The organism is Amycolatopsis sp. NPDC031561, assembly GCF_055580625.1.
The window spans coordinates 1-14,814 of the sequence record NZ_JBVILA010000026.1 but is presented as its reverse complement, the minus strand read 5'-3'; the positions used below and the strand labels follow the sequence as shown (position 1 = coordinate 14,814).

15 protein-coding genes are annotated in these 14,814 nt (G+C 67.6%); 11 read left to right on the top strand and 4 right to left on the bottom strand.

Features of this window, described 5'->3' with window-relative positions; genetic code table 11:
* Position 1: 1 nt before the first annotated feature.
* On the bottom strand, positions 2–400 hold the full coding sequence (locus ACZ5IK_RS36180) for an ATP-binding protein (RefSeq protein WP_465491777.1): 399 nt from the start codon (positions 398–400) through the stop codon (positions 2–4).
* 269 nt (positions 401–669) lie between these two features.
* On the opposite strand from ACZ5IK_RS36180, the gene ACZ5IK_RS36175 reads away from it, so the two are divergent.
* From ACZ5IK_RS36175 to ACZ5IK_RS36165, 3 genes are all read left to right on the top strand, one after another.
* Positions 670–1,452, top strand: coding sequence for a SigB/SigF/SigG family RNA polymerase sigma factor (locus tag ACZ5IK_RS36175; protein ID WP_465491776.1), 783 nt, complete (start codon positions 670–672; stop codon positions 1,450–1,452).
* Positions 1,453–2,365: 913 nt separating this feature from the next.
* Positions 2,366–2,914: a hypothetical protein gene (locus tag ACZ5IK_RS36170; protein WP_465491775.1), complete on the top strand. Its 549-nt coding sequence runs from the start codon at positions 2,366–2,368 to the stop codon at positions 2,912–2,914.
* A gap of 102 nt (positions 2,915–3,016) precedes the next feature.
* On the top strand, positions 3,017–3,613 hold the full coding sequence (locus ACZ5IK_RS36165; RefSeq protein WP_465491774.1) for a response regulator transcription factor: 597 nt from the start codon (positions 3,017–3,019) through the stop codon (positions 3,611–3,613).
* 16 nt (positions 3,614–3,629) lie between these two features.
* On the opposite strand, the gene ACZ5IK_RS36160 is transcribed toward ACZ5IK_RS36165, so the two are convergent.
* Positions 3,630–4,313, bottom strand: coding sequence for a PAS and ANTAR domain-containing protein (locus tag ACZ5IK_RS36160; protein WP_465491773.1), 684 nt, complete (start codon positions 4,311–4,313; stop codon positions 3,630–3,632).
* A 136-nt stretch (positions 4,314–4,449) separates the two neighbouring features.
* Between ACZ5IK_RS36160 and ACZ5IK_RS36155 the strand changes: the two genes are divergently transcribed.
* The 8 genes from ACZ5IK_RS36155 to ACZ5IK_RS36120 are packed head-to-tail and all read left to right on the top strand — an operon-like array spanning position 4,450 to position 13,337.
* Positions 4,450–4,983: a 2Fe-2S iron-sulfur cluster-binding protein gene (locus ACZ5IK_RS36155; RefSeq protein ID WP_465491772.1), complete on the top strand. Its 534-nt coding sequence runs from the start codon at positions 4,450–4,452 to the stop codon at positions 4,981–4,983.
* On the top strand, positions 4,980–5,984 hold the full coding sequence (locus tag ACZ5IK_RS36150; protein WP_465491771.1) for an FAD binding domain-containing protein: 1,005 nt from the start codon (positions 4,980–4,982) through the stop codon (positions 5,982–5,984). Before ACZ5IK_RS36155 ends, ACZ5IK_RS36150 begins: the two co-directional genes overlap by 4 nt.
* A complete protein-coding gene (locus tag ACZ5IK_RS36145) occupies positions 5,981–8,083 on the top strand; it encodes a xanthine dehydrogenase family protein molybdopterin-binding subunit (RefSeq protein ID WP_465491770.1) in 2,103 nt (700 codons plus the stop codon). The genes ACZ5IK_RS36150 and ACZ5IK_RS36145 overlap by 4 nt, the downstream gene beginning before the upstream one ends.
* A 56-nt stretch (positions 8,084–8,139) precedes the next feature.
* A complete protein-coding gene (locus tag ACZ5IK_RS36140) occupies positions 8,140–8,418 on the top strand; it encodes a hypothetical protein (RefSeq protein WP_465491769.1) in 279 nt (92 codons plus the stop codon).
* The gene (locus tag ACZ5IK_RS36135; RefSeq protein WP_465491891.1) at positions 8,324–9,688 is read left to right on the top strand and encodes a cupin domain-containing protein; all 1,365 of its coding nucleotides are present in this window, start codon (positions 8,324–8,326) and stop codon (positions 9,686–9,688) included. Before ACZ5IK_RS36140 ends, ACZ5IK_RS36135 begins: the two co-directional genes overlap by 95 nt.
* Positions 9,685–10,626, top strand: coding sequence for a sucrase ferredoxin (locus tag ACZ5IK_RS36130; RefSeq protein ID WP_465491768.1), 942 nt, complete (start codon positions 9,685–9,687; stop codon positions 10,624–10,626). Before ACZ5IK_RS36135 ends, ACZ5IK_RS36130 begins: the two co-directional genes overlap by 4 nt.
* 9 nt (positions 10,627–10,635) lie before the next feature.
* On the top strand, positions 10,636–11,712 hold the full coding sequence (locus tag ACZ5IK_RS36125) for an NAD-dependent epimerase/dehydratase family protein (RefSeq protein ID WP_465491767.1): 1,077 nt from the start codon (positions 10,636–10,638) through the stop codon (positions 11,710–11,712).
* Positions 11,713–11,744: 32 nt separating this feature from the next.
* Positions 11,745–13,337 (top strand): phytoene desaturase family protein, encoded by a 1,593-nt coding sequence (locus ACZ5IK_RS36120; protein ID WP_465491766.1) that lies wholly within the window; start codon positions 11,745–11,747, stop codon positions 13,335–13,337.
* Here ACZ5IK_RS36120 and ACZ5IK_RS36115 read toward each other — a convergent pair.
* Complete coding sequence (locus ACZ5IK_RS36115; RefSeq protein WP_465491765.1) at positions 13,328–13,792, bottom strand: SRPBCC family protein; 465 nt, start codon at positions 13,790–13,792, stop codon at positions 13,328–13,330. The two genes, ACZ5IK_RS36120 and ACZ5IK_RS36115, sit on opposite strands and share 10 nt — an antisense overlap.
* A 52-nt stretch (positions 13,793–13,844) precedes the next feature.
* Complete coding sequence (locus ACZ5IK_RS36110; RefSeq protein WP_465491764.1) at positions 13,845–14,396, bottom strand: GAF and ANTAR domain-containing protein; 552 nt, start codon at positions 14,394–14,396, stop codon at positions 13,845–13,847.
* Positions 14,397–14,814: the final 418 nt, after the last annotated feature.

Sequence of the window (14,814 nt, the reverse complement as noted above, 5' to 3'; positions counted from 1 at the left end):
ATCAGTGCGGTGTGAGAGGCCAGGAGACGCTGACGGTCGTGCCGGCCGAAGTGCTGGTCACAGTGGACTTCGGCGCGAAGGTGGTGATGATCGGGACCCCGCGACCGCCATCCGGCCGATGACCTTCCCGCCAGTGGCCGGAATCGGCGATGGTGACCGTGATCCAGCCTGCCCGGCGTACGGCGGTGACCCTCATGATGTTGGCGGTCCCGGCGGGATAAGCATGCCTGACGACGTTCGTCATCGCTTCGTACACGGTCAGCTTGAGGTCTTCTGCCAGCTCGGCAGGCATTCCTTGATAGCGGGCCCAGTCGGCGAGCACATTCCTCAGGCGAGCGGCCTGCGCCGGTACGGCCGCGACCGCGTGCACCAAGTCCTCGGCGGAGGCATCGGCTGGCATCCTGTGGAGTACTCCTGTCACCTGCCGCACTGCCTCCGGCTGTTCCTTGGGCTGGTCCAGACTACTCCTGCGGATCGGGCGCAAGTGACGTGTGGGCATGCTGCTTCGTCTATGTCCGCGTTTGCCGTCTTTTCGTTCGGGTATCTCCGACTTGACGACGAGAGCATGACCCTGGGGTGCAGGAGGCGGCGATCAACGCGATGAACAATGCTGCGTCCATTGTGGAGTCTGCCTTGGTGTCCCGCCGGGGTGTGACGGGCGAAGGTGTGGTGCCGACGCAACGCCGACGCGCTCGCGACGGCGCCGAGTACGCGCACTGCCGGCCGCTGTTCGAACAGCTGGCCGCTCTTCCGGCCGATCATCCGCGTCGCCAAGGGCTACGTGAACGCTTGATCCTTGAGTTGTCACCGCTCGCCGACCACGTCGCCCTGCGTTTCCTCGGCCGAGGCCAGGCGAAAGAAGATTTGGTCCAGGTGGCCCGGGTCGGCCTGGTGAAGGCCGTCGACCGATTCGACCCGGGCCGTGGTGGTGACTTCCTGTCGTTCGCCGTTCCGACGGTCATGGGTGAGGTTCGCCGGTTCTTCCGTGACACCGGCTGGGCGGTGCACGTCCCGCGGCGTATGCAGGAACTGAGCTTCCGGCTCAAGCAGGGCATCATGGAGCTCGCCGGGGTTCTCGGCCGCGCTCCGACGCCGAGCGAGCTGGCCGGTCACCTCGGGATCGACGTCGAAACGATCCATGAAGGTTTGCTGGCGGCGAACAGTTATCAGGCTTCGTCACTGGATCGACCGGCCACCAACGGCGAAGACACGAAGGACCTGGCCGACGTGATGGGTGAGGTGGACTCGCGCCTCGAACTCATCGAAGACCACCATACGGTGGCGCCCCTGCTGCACCGGTTGCCGGAACGGGAGCGGGAGATCGTGATGATGCGGTTCTTCGAAGGCATGACTCAATCGCGGATCGCGGCCCGGATCGGCGTCTCGCAGATGCACGTTTCCCGGTTGCTGGCGAAGGTGCTTCAGAGGCTGCGCGAGCAGCTGTCCGCCTGAGCGGCGTCGGCCCGGCCGCGCAACCGAGAATGCGGTTCCCGCGATCGTGTTACGCAGGGACGTTGCTCCGCCCGGCTTGCGGTCACTGATTCGAGTGTATCGGTTTTGCGTGTATTGACTTTGTCACCACGGTGACACTCGTTCGATCGTCGCTGGTCAGCTTCGAGTCGGTGGTCGCAGAAGGGCATAAATGGCGCCGCCATCGGATTTTCGGGCGAGGGGTGCGAGGTGGCCTTCGTACGAAACTCTTATGATTCGCACGGCACGAACGAGTTGACAAGAAACGGGAGCCAGGCGTGGGGAGTCGGACAATCGGCGCGATGCGTGTCGGTCGCCTTCTGGCCCGTGCGCTCGTTCTGGTGGGCGGTGTGGTCGCGGGTGCCGTCGAGGCATGGATCGCGGGCGATGTCGCCGCGAAGGCTGACACCCCGGTCATCGATGGCTCGAGTGGTCCGGCCATCGCTGTCGAGATGAGCCCCGCGCCCGCGATGGCGAACCGAACCCTGCCCGTGGCGGTGGCATCCGACGATGACGCCCCCGCGTCGGAGCCGGACATCGTCTCCTCCGCCCGGACCGCTCGGAGCGGTCATACTGCAGGGAAGACGACTCCGCTGTGGTCGCCGATGGCAGTGTGTGGAACACGGACAAGTCTCGCCGCGGCGGGCGCTGGTGATCGCGGGAGCGATGCTCTCATGTCAGGCAGTGCGGCGCGGAACGATCGGATTCCGCTGAGTGGCAGCGATTCCGAGAACCGATCTCCGCAGGCAGCGGTGATTTAGCCGGGCGTCAGGCCCGGCTGACCGGATAAACGATCGGCGTTCGGACTCGGTCGATCGTCATGACCAGGCGTCGCTTCCTCACAGCGTCAGGTCGCCATTGTTTCCTTTTTCTCATTCAAGGAGGAGTTTTTGTCATGCAAGATTGGGTGAAGTACGTCCTGCGGACCACGCTCGCCAGCGGTGGCCTGTTGATGCTGGGAAGCGGCGTCGCGTCGGCGGCCGAACACGTCGATCCAGAGCTGCCCGCCACCCCGGTGGATCAGCACATCGTCACTCCCGCCGTGAGCGGGCTGGCCGAGGCCCTGCGGCAAGCGCGACCGCTTGACCAGCTGGCCGCGGCGGACCAGGACTCCCTGCAGCCGGCCATCTCCACGGTGATGACCGATGTCCCGGCCGCGGTACCGCCCACCACGACACCGGTCGGGCAGGTTTACCCGGCGCCGGATCTGAACAGCCCGCTGGATGTTCAGCTGGATGAGGCCGAGTTGCCTGTTGTGCCGCTTCTCTCGCGGGTGGACCACGCGCAGGATGCGCTTACGGCACTGAAGCCGAACACTCCTGTCCACAGCGAATTCGAGTTGCTGCCCGCTCCGGTGAACGGGACCGTCGCCACGGATCCGCTCGACGCCGGTTCGGGCACCCGGGTGACCGCCGCCAACACTGAAACCTTGCTGCGAAAGTAGCGTCGACGTCACGCGGTCAGGGGCTGGAGAAAGCAGTACTCGAGCCACTGGCCGCCGATCACGCGCTCACTCGCAGCCAAGAGTAGAAGTAAGGGTAATGCCGTGACAGCGATCTTGATCTGTGACAGCCGGGGAAGAGTGCGGGACGCGGTCAGCCGTGCCATGTCCGCGGTTCCCGGCGTAGACCATGTCGACTGCGTAGCGGAGGCCGAGGGGCTGCTGGCCAAGTATTCCCGTCGGCCCGCCGATCTGGTTCTCGTCGGCCTGGAACGCGCCGCACCGAGCGGAGTGGAGGCCGTTCGACGGCTCGTCAAGGCGGACCTCCGCGCCAACATCCTGGTCTTCGGGGCCGCCAACGATCCTGTGGTCGTGGCCAACGCGATCATCGGCGGCGCCCGAGGTTACCTTCGCTGGAACACCTCCTGGCCGGAGGTCGTCTCGGCTCTCGCCGACACTCTCAACAGCATTTCCGTGCCGGTGCCGCGGCAGCCGTCCTCTGTCGGCGTCCAGCTGACGAGTCGTGAGCTGCAGGTACTGACCGGAATGAGCCAAGGCAAACGCAACGGAGAAATCGGCCGTGAGCTGCACCTGGCCGAAGATACGGTGAAGACCCACGCACAACGGCTTTTCCGCAAGCTCGGGGCACAGGACCGCGCCCAAGCCGTCGCCCACGGTTTCCGCCGAGGTGTTCTGCTCTAGCACGATCCGGCACGGCCTATACCGAGCCGGGGTGCTGGTGAATGGTGAGCAGGAGGTGGTCGAACTGGGTGCGTTGCTGCAGGGGGCCGCCGCCGAGGGTGGTGAGGGCGGTGGCGAGTTTCTCGGCGAGAACCCGCAGTTTGGTGTTGGTTTCCTGGGATCTCCATCGTAGGACGTGGAAGGCTTGTTCGGCGGTGATGCCGTAGACGAGCATGAGTGCGCCTTTGGCTTGTTCGATGCAGGCGCGGGTGTCGAGGAGGTCGGGGAGGTCTTCGGCGAGGATCTGCCGGCGGTGTTCGTCGCGGCTGGCGTCGAGGTCGATGTAGTAGCCGGTGGTGCCGACGGTGGTGCCGGTGCTGTCGTAGAGGCGGTCGCCGACGACGAGGACGTGGTGCACGGTCCCGGTGGTGTCGATGATGCGGTGGCGGCTGCAGAACGCGGTGCCGTCGCGGACTGTCGCGGCCAGTGTTCCGGCGACGGTGTCGCGGTCTTCGGGGTGTTTGTGTGACAGGAGCAGCTTGGTCGTGGGCTGGACGGTACCTGGCGCGTAGCCGTGGAGTCGTGCGACTTGGTCGGACCATTCCCAGGTTTGGTCGGCGAAGCGGAAGCGGAAGCTGCCGATGGTGTGCTGGCGTCCGCCCATGATCTCGTCCAGGCCGGAAGGCGAAGCGCCCGCGGCGTGCTCAGCGATGTCGGTCACCGGCCTATTCTGCCAAGACCGTCGGCCGACACGAAAGAGTTCACCAGCCAGGGGCTGTGACCAGCCGTGCCGGTTTCGAAACGGCAGAAGCGGGGTATGGCTCGGCGACAGGGCAAACAGGACAGGCGGTGAAGCCATGGCCATGACCGAATCGGCCGCTGAAGCCAGCACGATCGCCATTCGCGTCGACGGGACCTCGCGTCGGCTGACCGTCGATCCTCGGCGTACTTTGCTGGACCTGCTACGTGACCACCTCGATCTGTACAGCGTGAAAAAGGGGTGTGACCACGGTCAATGCGGAGCCTGCACGGTCCTGGTCAGGGGGCGTCGGGTGCTGGCCTGCCTGGTGCTCGCCGTGACCTGCGACGGCGCGGACGTCACCACGGCCGCGGGCCTGGCCTCCGAACGGGAGCTGCATCCTTTGCAGGAGGCGTTCCTCGACTGTGACGCTTACCAGTGTGGCTACTGCACGCCTGGTCAGATCTGCTCGGCCGCGGGGTTGTTGACGGAGTTCCGCGATGGTTCGCCCAGCCACGTCACCTCACCCGTGGCCGCGACTCCACAGTGGACGGAAGCGGAGGTCGCCGAACGGATGAGCGGCAACCTTTGCCGCTGCGGCGCCTACGCCGGCATCGTCGCGGCCATCCATCGGGCGGGGGAAGACGGATGAGGCCGTTCACCTTTGCCAGCCCAGCCACCCCCGCGGACGCTGTGCGGGCCGTGGCCGACGAGCCATCCGCCGTCTTCCTCGGTGGCGGGACCAATCTGGTCGATCACCTGAAACTCGGGATCGTGCGCCCGGCCCGTGTCATCGACATCACCGGAGTCACCCCTGCCGCGATCCGTGAGGCCGCCGACGGGACCCTGGTGATCGGAGCCGGTGTGCGCAACAGCGACCTGGCTGCCGACCGCCGCGTCCTGGAGAGGTACCCCGTCTTGGCCGAAGCGTTGCTGTCAGGCGCGTCGCCGCAGCTGCGGAACATGGCGACCGTCGGCGGCAATCCGTTGCAGCGGACCCGATGCGTGTATTTCCAGGACGTCACGACACCGTGCAACAAAAGGTCGCCCGGGTCCGGCTGCTCCGCGCTCGGCGGCTATACGCGGCACCACGCGATCCTCGGTGCGTCCGAACACTGTGCCGCGACGCATCCCTCGGACATGGCCGTCGCGCTGTCGGTGCTCGAGGCTCAAGTTCGAGTCCTCGGACCGTCGGGTGAGCGAATCGTCCCGTTCGGTGAGCTGCACCGGCTGCCGGGCGACCACCCGGAACGCGACACCGTGCTGGAGCACGGGGAGCTCATCACCGAAATCAGCCTGCCTGCGCCGTGGACCCGCCGGTCCGCCTACCGCAAGGTCCGGGACCGGGCCTCCTACGCCTTCGCCCTCGTGTCCGTCGCCGTCGCGGTGTCCATGTCGGAGGGGAGGATCGGGGACGTCCGCGTCGCTTTCGGGGGAGTGGCGCACAAACCCTGGCGTGCGCTGCGCGCCGAAGAGGTTCTCCGCGGCGCGCGGCCCGATGACGATCTCTTCCGGTCCGCCGCCGAAGCCGAACTCGCCGAGGCGCGACCGCTGGAGGGTCTCGACGGGGGCAACGCGTTCAAGATCCCGCTCGCCGCGCGCACCCTGGCCGCGGTGCTGCGCGAGCTGACAGCCGCGGAAGGTGAACGATGACCGGGTTGCTGGAACCACACGCGATCGGCCAGGGACGCACCCGCGACGACGGACCGAAGAAGGTCACCGGGACAGCGCCGTATGCCTACGAAGCCCCCGTCGAGCGGCCGGTTTACTGCCGGCTGATCCAAGCCGGCATCGCTCGCGGCAAGTGCACTCGATTCGTCACCGGCGCGGCGGAGGAGCTCGAGGGCGTGGTCAAGGTGATCACGCCCTCGACGGCCGAGCGGCTCGCATCCACCGAGGACGCGGAACTGGCGGTACTGCAGAACCGCGAGGTCGCGTTTCGCGGCCAGGTGATCGGCCTGATACTGGCCGAGACGCCCGAGATCGCGCGGCACGCCTCAGAGTTGGTGGAGGTGGAGTACGACACCGAGCCGCACGACGCCCGGCTCGCGGCGGACCGGCCCGATCTGCGCAAGCCGGACACCGTCAACGGCGATTTCCCGACCGACACCTCGGAAGGCGACGTCGAGAACGCGTTCGACGAAGCCGCGGTGACCGTGGCCGAGACCTACACGACGGCGATGTACCACAACAACCCGCTCGAGCCGCACGCCACGACAGCGTTGTGGGACGACGAAACGCTGACCCTGTGGGACTCGACCCAAGGCGTTCATCCGGTGCGGTCCACGATCGCGGAGGTGTTCGGCCTGGTCACTGAGCAAGTCCGGGTGATCTGCCCTTTCGTGGGCGGCGGCTTCGGTTCGAAAGGGAACCCGCACGCCAACGTGGTACTCGCGGCACTCGCTGCCCGCGCCCTGCCCGGTAGGCCGGTCAAGCTGGCGTTGACCCGGCAGCAGATGTTCAGCCTCACCGGCTATCGCACGCCCACGATCCAGCGCATCCGGCTCGGAGCCGACCCCGACGGCAGGCTGCGAGCCCTGCGGGTGGACGTCGTCGAACAGACCTCACGGATCAAGGAGTACGCGGAGCAGACCGCCGCGCCCACCCGGATGATGTACGCCGTCCCGAACCGGGCGACCACCCACCGCCTGGCCGCGCTCGACGTGCCGGTGCCGTCGTGGATGCGCGCGCCGGGCGAATGCCCCGGGATGTTCGGTTCCGAGGTGGCCATGGACGAACTCGCCGTCGCACTCGGACTCGACCCCATCGAGTTGCGCGTCCTCAACGAACCGGAGCGCGACCCCGAGACCGGCAACCCGTTCTCCAGCCGTCACCTCGTCGCGTGCCTGCGAACGGGCGCGGAGCGTTTCGGGTGGGCGAGCCGCGATCCCCGCCCAGGCAGCCGGCGCGACGGGCCATGGCTGATCGGCACGGGAGTCGCCGCGTCGGTGTACCCGGCGAAGCGGATGCCCGGCTCCACGGCGGTCATCCGCTTCGAAAACGGCCGGTACACCGCGGAAATCGGTGCCGCCGACCTGGGAACGGGCGCGTGGACCATCCTGCCGCAGATCACCGCCGACGCGCTGGAAGTACCCACGGGCTCGGTCGACGTCCGCATCGGCGACACGCTCTACCCGCCCGCCACTGTGGCGGGTGGCTCCACCGGGACCGCGTCCTGGGGTTCGACCCTGGTCGCGGCCGCGCGAGCGTTCCGCGACAAGTACGGCGCCGAGCCGGCAGAGGGCGACGAGATCAGCGCCGACACCCCGGACAACCCGGACGAGAACGACTACGCGATGTATGCGTTCGGCGCACAGTTCGCCGAGGTCCGAGTCGACGTCGACACCGGCGAGACACGGGTGTCACGACTGCACGGCACCTTCGACGTCGGACGCGTCATCAACCCGATCACCGCGCGATCGCAGTTGCTCGGCGGGATGATCATGGGCTTGTCGATGGCCCTGCACGAGAACAGCGTGCTGGACCCCCGCTTCGGGCACGTCGTCAACCACGATCTCGCCGAATACCACATCGCGACCAACGCGGACGTCGAAGATCTGCGCGCCGATTGGCTCGACGAGATCGATCCACACGTGAACCCCATGGGCAGCAAGGGAATCGGTGAAATCGGCATCGTCGGCACGGCGGCGGCCATCGCCAACGCCGTGCACCACGCCACCGGTGTCCGGGTTCGCGAACTGCCGATCACCCTCGACAAACTGCTGCCCGGCCTGCCGGAAGCCGACCGATGAGCAGCTCGGGCAACTCCGTTCCGCGCGGGTGAAGTCAGGCGTCCGAGGTGTGCGCGGTGCCGATCGCGGGTAGCCAGGCTGTGATCCATCCGGCGCCCGGCCGGATCATGCGAAAGGGAACCGACGTGAGCCTGAACGACGACGACATTTCCACCACATCGGACAAGGACAAGGAAGGTCCGGCCGACTCCGGCGCCGGCCAGGGGACTCCTGGTGAGCACGACGGCGGAGCCGACGGCGGTGCCGAAGGCCCTGCCGACTCCGGCGCCGGGCAGGGCACTCCCGGCCAGCACGACGGCGGAGCCGACGGCGGCGCGGACAGTGGCGCGAGCTGACCTGAACGAGCCGTCCACCGGTACCGAGGAAGTCCCGGTACCGGTGGGCGGCCGTATTTCTCCGAAGAGCCCCCTGACACGGCTGGTCGGATCCGACGTCGAAGAGTTCTCCACTCGGCACTGGGGCCGGAAGCCGTTGTTGCGGCGGACCGGCGACCGCTTCGATGATCTGCTCGACTTGGACGGCGTCGATGAAATGCTGTCCCGCCGTGGATTGCGTACGCCGTTCCTGCGCATGGCCCGTAACGGATCGGTGATCGATTCTCGTTCGTTCACCGGTGGCGGTGGTGTCGGCGCCGAGATCGGCGATCAGATTGTCGACGACAGGGTCGCCGCCCTTTTCGCCGAAGGCGGCACCATCGTGCTGCAGGCCCTGCACCGCATGTGGCCGGGCATCATCGACTTCACCACCGGCCTGACCGACGAGCTCGGCCACCCGGCGCAGGTCAACGCGTACATCACTCCGCCGTCTTCGCAGGGATTTTCCGCGCATTACGACGTGCACGACGTCTTCGTCCTTCAGTTCGCCGGTCGCAAGCACTGGAAGGTGCACGCGCCCGTTCACCCGGTGCCACTGCGCGACCAGCAGTGGCACGAGCACGCCGATGCTGTCGCGGCGCGGGCTCGTGACGATGCTCCGGTCATCGACGAAGTCCTCGAGGCCGGTGACGTGATGTACCTCCCGCGCGGCTGGCTGCATTCCGCGACCGCTCTCGGCGATGTTTCCGCGCATCTGACCATCGGCGTCCACGTCGTCACCAGGTTCGCTCTGGTGGAAGCACTCACCGCTCTCGTCGGCGCCGACGACCGGTTGCGTACCTCCCTGCCTTTGGGGATCGACATCGCTGATCCAGGGGTGCTGGACGATCATCTCGAGTCAGTCCGGGACGACCTGGTCACCGCGCTGAAAGCCGTGCCGGCCGAAGACATCGCCCGGTACGTCCGTGACAGGGCTTGGAAAGGAAGTCGACCGGAGCCACTGGCACCGGTCGCGGCCGCCACCTTCGCGCTGAACCTCGTCGACGGCGACTCCGTGCGACGCCGGGACGGTCTGCGTTTCCGCGTTCGGGACGCGAGGAACGGCCGCGTCGTCCTCGAACTCCCGGATCGGCACATCTCGCTTCCCGATTCCACCGCGACCGCCTTGTCGGCGTTGCTGGACGGGAATACGTGGCGAGTCGGGGAGGTTCCAGGGATGGATCGAACCGATCAGCTCGTGCTCGTCCGGCGCCTGCTCCGGGAAGGCGTGCTGATGGCCGCGGGCGCATGACCGCGATACCGGTGGAGCGAGGTCTTTGCGCGGACTTGGCCGATGCCGCGGGGGATCCCGGAGAAGGTACGGCTCCACCCGCGGAACACTGGCTGCTCATCGAGCATCCTGGCCCATGGGGGCGGCTCGCGCTCAAGGAGTCCGGTCTCGACCCGGCCGCGGTGGCTTCGTTGACCACTTGGGCGGCGCGTGTCAACGGCCGGATCGCTTTGGTGCGCAAGGTCGGCCGCCGTGCCCCCGTGCCGGAGCGGCCTTCGCGATGGTTCCGGATCGACGCACGCCCTGGACACGAAGAGATCCGCGCCGGGGAATTCGCGGACGCCGCCGAACTCTCCCGCGTCCCTTCCGCACAGGGGCACGTGGTGTCAGGGCCTCTCGCGCTCATCTGCGTTCACGGCAGGCACGACACGTGTTGCGCGATCCGCGGCCGATCACTCGCCGCCGCGGTGGCCGAGGAATTCCCTGAAGCCACTTGGGAATGCAGCCATGTCGGAGGCTGCCGCTTCGCTCCAGCGATGGTATTGCTACCGCATGGGTTCACCTTCGGTGGCCTGCGGCCGGACGGAGCGAACGGCATCGTCCACCGGTATCTGCGCGGCAAGCTCGACACCGAGTTCCTCCGCGGCCGGTCCTCGTTCGAGCCCATCGTTCAAGCTGCCCAGCATCACGCCCGCGCGGCTACCGGTGCCACCGGAATCGATGCGCTCCGTCTCGTGGAGGAGGTTCGCGAGAGCGGTTCCGATTGGCGGGTCGAGTTCGCCGATCCTCGTTGCACAGTGTACTTGCGCGAACGGTATTTCCCGGTGGATCGCCCGCTCACCTGCGCGTCCGAGCCCGCGAAAAGGATCCGTGTCTTCGAGTTGCTGGAGGTGACACGGGCGAGTAGCGCGTGTCACGGTCGTGACGAGTCGTGTTTCCGCGATCACCAGTCCGGGTAAGCGCAGGTTGTGCGGATTGTGATCACCGGGGCCACCGGAAATGTCGGGACGGCGTTGCTCCACGTCCTCGAACACGAAGACGACGAACTGGTCGGCTTGGCGAGAAGGCTGCCCGACACCACGGCCGCGCCGTATCGCGCGGCGGGCTGGTCGGCGCTGGATCTCGGGGGTGGCAGCGGCCGCGCGAAGTTGACCGACCTGGTGGAGGGAGCGGACGCGGTCGTCCATCTCGCCTGGGCGATTTCGCCGGAGCGCGGAGATCCGCCGATGTGGCGGACCAACGATCACGGCACCCGGAACGTGCTCGCCGCGGTGGCGGCGGCCGGGGTACCGCATCTGGTCGTCCTGTCGTCCGTCGCCGCCTATGGGCCGGCGCCGCGGTGGGAGAAGGTCACCGAGGACTGGCCGTGTGACGGCATCGCGACCAGTGCTTACAGCCGGGGCAAGGCCGGTCTGGAGGCGTTGCTCGACCGGTTCGAGGAAACCCATCCGGAGATCGGTGTGGCGCGGTTACGGCCGTGCGCGATCCTGCAGCGGCGGGCGGCAGGCGAGTTCGAGCGCTGGCTGCTGGGCCCGGCCGTACCCGCCGGCGTCGTGGGCCGCCGATGGCTGCCGATTCCCCTGTGGGCGGACCTGCGGGCGCAAGCGGTACACAGCACCGATGTCGCCGACGCCATCCGGCTGGTCCTCGAGAAGAGATTCACCGGAGCGGTGAATCTCGCCGCCCCGGGCGTCCTCTCGGCCGACGCGCTGACCGGCCTGCTCGGCGGGATCCGCGTTCCAGCGCCGCGATCACTCGTTCGTGCGACCGCATACGCGGCCTGGCGCACGGGCGCCTTGCCGCTGCACCCTGGTTGGCTGGATCTCGCCGACGGCGCGCCACTCGTGGACACCACACTCGCCGAGACCACTCTGGGCTGGAAACCCCGGCACGACGCGGCGAGCGTGGTCGCGGAGCTGGTCGCCGGACTCCGATCAGGTGAAGGCGCGGCGAGCCCGCCTCTGGCTCCGCCGCGTGGGCACGGCTTCCTGTCCCGGCTCCGCTCTCTGGCCCGCGGCAGGCCCAGTCACCAATCGCAATCCTGATGATCTGACGACCTGACGGCCGGGAGGCCTGGATGAGTACGGAAGTCTTCGACGCGGTCGTCATCGGGGCAGGCCACAACGGCCTGGTCGCGGCGAACCTCCTGGCCGACGAGGGCTGGTCGGTACTGGTGCTGGAGCAGGCCGAGAAACCAGGTGGCGCGGTGCGGACCGACGAAGTCACCGAGCCGGGCTTCCGCAACGACCTCTGCAGCGCCTTCTTCCCGCTCACCGCGGTGTCCCCGGTGATCAGGGAACTGCGCCTCGAAGATCACGGCCTGCGCTGGCGGCACGCTCCCGACGTGCTCGCTCATGTGCTACCGGATAACAGATGCGCTGTGCTCTCACGGAACATCGAGCGCACTGCCGCTTCCGTCGACGAGTTCGCGCCCGGGGACGGCGTCGCCTGGAAACGGCTTTTCGCGCAATGGCAGGACATCCGAGAGCCCTTGCTCAACGCCCTGTTCACTCCTTTCCCGCCGGTGCGTCCGGCTCTGCGACTGCTGCGGCGCACGGGGACCGCCGACGCGCTCCGCCTGGCCCGGATGCTCACCTTGCCCGCGCGCCGTTTCGGGGAAGAGCACTTCGACGGCGAAGGGGCGCGATTGCTGCTGGCCGGGAACGCCGCGCACAGCGACCTTTCCGTGGACAACGCCGGCAGTGCCGTGTTCGGCTGGCTGCTCGCGATGATCGGCCAGGACGCCGGTTTTCCCGTGCCCGTCGGCGGGGCGGGGGAGTTGATCGCGGCGTTGGTGCGACGGCTGATCGCTCGCGGCGGTGAGGTCCGGTGTCGTTGTCCGGTAACGGAAGTGCTCGTCGCCGGTGGACGGGCGATGGGAGTGCGGGATGGCGACGGCGACCCGATACGGGCCCGCAAGGCGGTGCTCGCGGACGTGGCGGCGCCGACGTTGTACGGCGAGATGGTCGCGCCGGAATGGCTGCCCTCCCGGCTGCTCGACGATCTCGGCCGGTTCCAGTGGGACAGCGCCACGGTGAAAGTGGACTGGGCGCTTTCCGGGCCCGTTCCCTGGATCGCGGAAGCCGCTCGCGGGGCGGGAACGATCCACCTCGGCACAGACCTGGACGGCCTGTCGGCGTTCGGAGGTGATCTCGTCAGGGGCCGCAGCCCGCGTGATCCGTTCCTGCTGTTCGGGCAGATGACGACGAGCGACCCGGACCGGTCGCCGCCGGGCACCGAGGCGGCGTGGGCGTACACCCACGCGCCACGAGGGGCGATGGAGAACCGCAAGGCGCTGAACTGGCAGGTCGCCCGGATCGAGAAGGTGGTGGAGGCGAACGCGCCGGGGTTCACCGACCTGATCCAGGGCCGATACGTGCAGGGCCCGCTAGAACTGGCGGCCCACGATCCCGGACTGGTCGGCGGTGCGATCAACGGCGGCACCACAGCCATTCACCAGCAGTTGTTCTTCCGCCCGGTCCCCGGCCTCGGTCGCGCGGACACCCCGGTGGACCGGCTTTTCCTGGCGGGCTCGGCGGCTCATCCGGGAGGGGCTGTCCATGGCGGTCCCGGAGCCAACGCGGCCCGCGCCGCACTGGCGCGGGCCGGTCGGCTCGGCGGTGGCTACGCGGCGGTCATCCGCGCGGCGAATAGGGCGGTCTACGACTGAGCGCTTTTGCGGTTCGCGTATTTCCCGGTCACCAGATCGGCCAGCCGGGCGAGGGCTTCGGTGTTGCGTGGCTTGGCGATCAGCGCTTGAACCGCTTCCGGCAGTACCTTGCCGGGACCGCGTACGACGAGCTCCCTCATCCGGACCTCGGTCCTGCCGTCGCCGTGGGGAACGAGTGTGAGTTCGACTTCAGCCGCGCCCAGCGGCCAGCCCCTTGCCTCCAGAGAAAGGGAAACGCCGGGCTCGACGGCCTTTACCACCGTGACGTCCTGAATGTGCAGAGGCCACGGACCGACGCTGTGGTGGATCCGGGAACCGACAGACGGCCAGTCTTCGTCGACGTCACGGATATGGGAGCTGCCGACCACCCAACTCGCGTAGAGCCAGCCGTCGGCGAGCACAGTGAAAATGGCGTCCGGTGGTACGTCGACGACTCGAGTGACGACTTCGCTCACGGTATCCTCCTGTTTCGGGGTGGCGAGCCCCGAGTACCCGGCGTGCGCGAGCTCAATCGGCGGGAGCGGTTTTCACCACCGTGTTGACGAACCTTTCGGCGCAGACGCGCAGCTTGACGTTCTCCCGCTGTGACTGCGCCGCGAGAAGTTCGAACGCTTGGTCGGCGGAGATCCCGTGCGCTCCCATGAGGATGCCTTTGGCCTGATCGATCACGGCGCGGGACACCAAGGCGATGGCCAGATGCTCGGTTTCCCGCCGAGCGGTGAGGTAGCGGGTGGTGGCCCGCATCGCGCCTTCGACCGCGGTGACGAACAACTCGAGCAGGACGGCGTCGATCTCACGATAGCCGTGGGAACGTAATCCGTAGAGGTTCAGCGATCCGAAGTGCTCCGCGTCGACCGTCAGCGGAGCGGACAGGAAACTGGCCACTCCGGCGGCCGCCGCTTGGCCGGCGAACTCGGGCCAACGGGCACGGGCGGTCTCGACGTCGACCCGGATCACCTCCCCCGTCTCGGCGGCTTCCAGGCAAGGTCCAGTCCCGGCGCGGTACTGGTCGATGTCGATGCCGAGGGCGTCATCCTCCTCGAGAATGTTGATCAGCACGTCAGCGCTGCCATCGCCTCGTTCAGCTGACGTCTGACGACGGTGGTCTCGTCGGGAATTGCCATGGCGGCCCCCTCCTCTGTCGAGTATGGGATTCCCGCTCGCGAATCCACGTTAACCACTTTCCGGACGGCGATCAGAACGTGTCGATCGCCAGCGAGCCAGGCCATCGAAGCGGTTTAGGCGTCCAGCGGCCCTGGACCTCGTGAGTGGTAAGGACGGTTAGAACCCAATGCCACGTAGCTTAAGTTGATCCTGGAATGTGCCCTTCGATGACTGTCGCTCTGATCGATCAGGCTGGATAAGTCGCCAGCACCGAACCCGGGCGCGACCGTCTACAGAGGACGCCAGCCGGGATCGAAGTGCCTGATTTGGGCGCTTTGCGTAGTCGTACGAGAGGGTCGTGAGTGGTAAAGAG

Coding starts and splice junctions, on each gene's coding strand:
- ACZ5IK_RS36180 (WP_465491777.1), bottom strand. CDS start 400: ATGCCAGCCGATGCCTCCGCCGAGGACTTGGTGCACGCGGTCGCGGCC.
- ACZ5IK_RS36170 (WP_465491775.1), top strand. CDS start 2,366: ATGCAAGATTGGGTGAAGTACGTCCTGCGGACCACGCTCGCCAGCGGT.
- ACZ5IK_RS36155 (WP_465491772.1), top strand. CDS start 4,450: ATGGCCATGACCGAATCGGCCGCTGAAGCCAGCACGATCGCCATTCGC.
- ACZ5IK_RS36150 (WP_465491771.1), top strand. CDS start 4,980: ATGAGGCCGTTCACCTTTGCCAGCCCAGCCACCCCCGCGGACGCTGTG.
- ACZ5IK_RS36145 (WP_465491770.1), top strand. CDS start 5,981: ATGACCGGGTTGCTGGAACCACACGCGATCGGCCAGGGACGCACCCGC.
- ACZ5IK_RS36130 (WP_465491768.1), top strand. CDS start 9,685: ATGACCGCGATACCGGTGGAGCGAGGTCTTTGCGCGGACTTGGCCGAT.
- ACZ5IK_RS36120 (WP_465491766.1), top strand. CDS start 11,745: ATGAGTACGGAAGTCTTCGACGCGGTCGTCATCGGGGCAGGCCACAAC.